Raw genomic sequence first — 2,542 nt, 5'->3', positions numbered from 1 at the left:
CGCACGGCGGCCTCCGCCTCGGGCAGCGTCTCGGCCACCGTCACGCCCTTGCCGGCGGCGAGCCCGTCGGCCTTGACCACGATCGGCGCGCCGCGCTGGTTCAGATAGGCCAGCGCCGGCTCCAACGCCGTGAAGCGGGCGAAGGCGGCGGTCGGGATGTCGTGCTCGGCGCAGAGATCCTTGGTGAACCCCTTCGAGCCTTCGAGTTGCGCCGCGGCCCGGGTCGGGCCGAAGGCGGGGATGCCGGCGGCCTGAAGGTCGTCGACGAGCCCGGCGACCAGGGGCGCCTCCGGCCCCACCACCACCAGCCCGACGTTTTCGGATCGGCAGAAGGCGACCACCGCCGCGTGGTCGGATACGGCGAGGTCCGGCCGGTTCTCGCCGTGCTGCGCCGTGCCGGGATTGCCCGGCGCGACGAACAGCGTCGCGCAGAGCGGCGACTTCGCGATGGCCCAGGCCAGGGCGTGCTCGCGCCCGCCGGAGCCGATGAGCAGGATGGAGAAGGGCTCGGTCATGACGAGACCCCTTCCCAAAAAATTCGGACCGGGGAAAGGGCGTTTCGCGTTTGCCCCGGCAATGCAAGGGACAGACACGGGAGAACCGCCGCATGACGACCCAGGGCACGCTCCCGCGCGAGGATCGTGAGACGCCGCGACGGGAGCGGCGGCGCCTCGGCCTCGAGGGCGCCAACACCCTGGTGCAGACGCTGGCGATCCTCGGGGCGGGGGCCTGGGGCGTCTACACCTTCGTCTACGAGGCGCGGATCAAGCCGGGGCTCGCCCCGCCCTCGGTCTCGGTGAAGACCGACCTCGCCCGGGTCGGCGAGCGCGGCGACCGGGTGGCGATCCGCTCGACCGTGACCCGCACCAATGTCGGCCAGGCGGGCGTGCGGGTGCTCGGGCTCACCTATACCGTGATTGGTATCCGCACCCGCTTCGCCGAGCCGGGCGCGGACGAGGCGGCGCGGGAGGCCGCCTTCAAGGCCTCCCTCTCGGGTTCGGCGAACGTCGATTCCGCCCGCGACTACGTGCGCGAGAGCGGCGGCGCGCCGATCCTGCGCCAGGGCCTGCTGTTCTCCGGCGCGACGCCCCTGCCGAGCGAGCCCTCCGACCTCAATCCGGGCGAATCCCTCTCCCGCGACGTCATCGTCTACGCCGACCGCAAGACCTTCGACGCGGTGCGGTTCGAGGTGCGCCTCGCCTACGCCAAGGAGGACGACCCGCCGGTGCGCCTGCGCTTCGAGGCGGGGGCGGACGGGGTGCTCGCCACCGTCCCGGCCGAGCCCTGCCCCGCGCCGAAATGCCCGCTGCGGACGACGGATTTCGCCACCGAATTCTCGCTGTGGTGAGGGGGCCGATGCGGCCCTTCGTCCGCCGTCCGCCGGGGATCATCTTATCCCGCGCGCCGGACGGAACGGTTGGCCGGGCTCGCCTGTTGATCAGGGCCATGCCGATCTGTCGCCACTCGATCGCCTCCCCCTCCCGCCCGCCCCGCGAGCAACCGATCGTTCGGCTGTCGCATTACGTGGTCCGCCGCCGCGCGGCGCCCCGGGCCGCCAACGACAACCGCCGCTCGCGGCTCCCGCCGGTCTGGCCCTGGGCCATGGCGGCCGCCGCCGCCCCGGCCGTGACGGCGGCGCTGATCCTCACGCGTCTGATCTGATCCCGGGTCCTTTTCCCTCGCTCGTCGCCGTTCCGCCCCTGAGCACCCGCCGCATCCGGAACGCCGTCTCGTGCAGGGTGCGCGCGCCCTTCGCCCAGGCCCGGCCGCCGAGCCGGAACGGTCGCGACAGCCGCTCGACCCGCTCCAGCCGCTGACGCAGGGACGCGACCTGCCGCTTCAGGGCGATGCGCTCCACCTCCTCCAGGGAGGGCAGGGCGCCCGCCGTCGCGTCCCGGCCGAGTTCGCGGCTCACCCGGATCTTCTCCGCATCCGCCACGCTGGCGAGCGCCCGGCCGAACCCGGCCCGGTCGAGTTCCGGCGGCAGGAACGGGCGCAGCTTGTCGTAGAGGTAGTCGGCATCCTGCGCGAAGCGGGGGAACTTGATCAGGCAGAGCGGCACGTCGTGATCGAGCAGCCGCTCCACCAAGGTATGGAAGGCGTGGCCGAGGATGCGCGCCTGATCGAGCGGTTCGAGCGAGTAGGTGACGCCGCCCGGCACGGTGCCGAAGTCCCGCCAGGGCGCTTCGAGCGCCGCCGTGCCCGGCCGCGCGTAGAGGCTGTTGAGTTCGAGCGCGATGCGGCTGGTGACCGCCTCGCGCAGGTCGCGCACCGGCAGGATCGCCCCGTCGAGCCGCACCGTGTCGTCGGCGAGGAACTGATCGACGAACTGGTAGGCCCAGGGGCTCTTGATGACGTAGGGGCAGTCCCGGACGCTGAGGGGATCGCTCTCCAGCCCCGCCTGCGCCGCGGGGTCGTAGCCGGTGCGGGGGTTGCGCGACAGCGCGGTCTCCAACCCGCAGGCGGTGAGCACCTGAACCAGGAAGGTGGTGCCGGCCCGACCCGATCCGGCAATGATCAGATGGCGCCGCCGCGCGCCCGT

The 2,542-nt window shown here is 72.9% G+C and carries 4 protein-coding genes; 2 read left to right on the top strand and 2 right to left on the bottom strand.

What is annotated here, in order from left to right:
* Positions 1–515 (bottom strand): phosphoribosylamine--glycine ligase (locus tag MFF42_RS25965; RefSeq protein WP_373875230.1); only part of this gene is annotated, 515 nt, incomplete at its 3' end.
* A 92-nt stretch (positions 516–607) separates the two neighbouring features.
* On the opposite strand from MFF42_RS25965, the gene MFF42_RS25960 reads away from it, so the two are divergent.
* Positions 608–1,348, top strand: a complete 741-nt coding sequence (locus MFF42_RS25960; protein ID WP_238258838.1) for a hypothetical protein — start codon at positions 608–610, stop codon at positions 1,346–1,348.
* Positions 1,349–1,446: 98 nt separating this feature from the next.
* Positions 1,447–1,662, top strand: a complete 216-nt coding sequence (locus tag MFF42_RS25955) for a hypothetical protein (RefSeq protein ID WP_238258837.1) — start codon at positions 1,447–1,449, stop codon at positions 1,660–1,662.
* On the opposite strand, the gene MFF42_RS25950 is transcribed toward MFF42_RS25955, so the two are convergent.
* A partial coding sequence (locus tag MFF42_RS25950; protein ID WP_238258836.1) for a hypothetical protein occupies positions 1,646–2,542 on the bottom strand: 897 nt, incomplete at its 5' end. The genes MFF42_RS25955 and MFF42_RS25950 overlap by 17 nt on opposite strands.

It is taken from the genome of Methylorubrum podarium, assembly GCF_022179745.1.
Lineage (GTDB): Bacteria > Pseudomonadota > Alphaproteobacteria > Rhizobiales > Beijerinckiaceae > Methylobacterium > Methylobacterium podarium.
This window is presented reverse-complemented; position numbering and strand designations above follow the sequence as displayed.

Bases quoted from the DNA above. Each gene is read 5' to 3' on its own strand.
- MFF42_RS25960 (WP_238258838.1), top strand. From the start codon at position 608: ATGACGACCCAGGGCACGCTCCCGCGCGAGGATCGTGAGACGCCGCGA.
- MFF42_RS25955 (WP_238258837.1), top strand. From the start codon at position 1,447: ATGCCGATCTGTCGCCACTCGATCGCCTCCCCCTCCCGCCCGCCCCGC.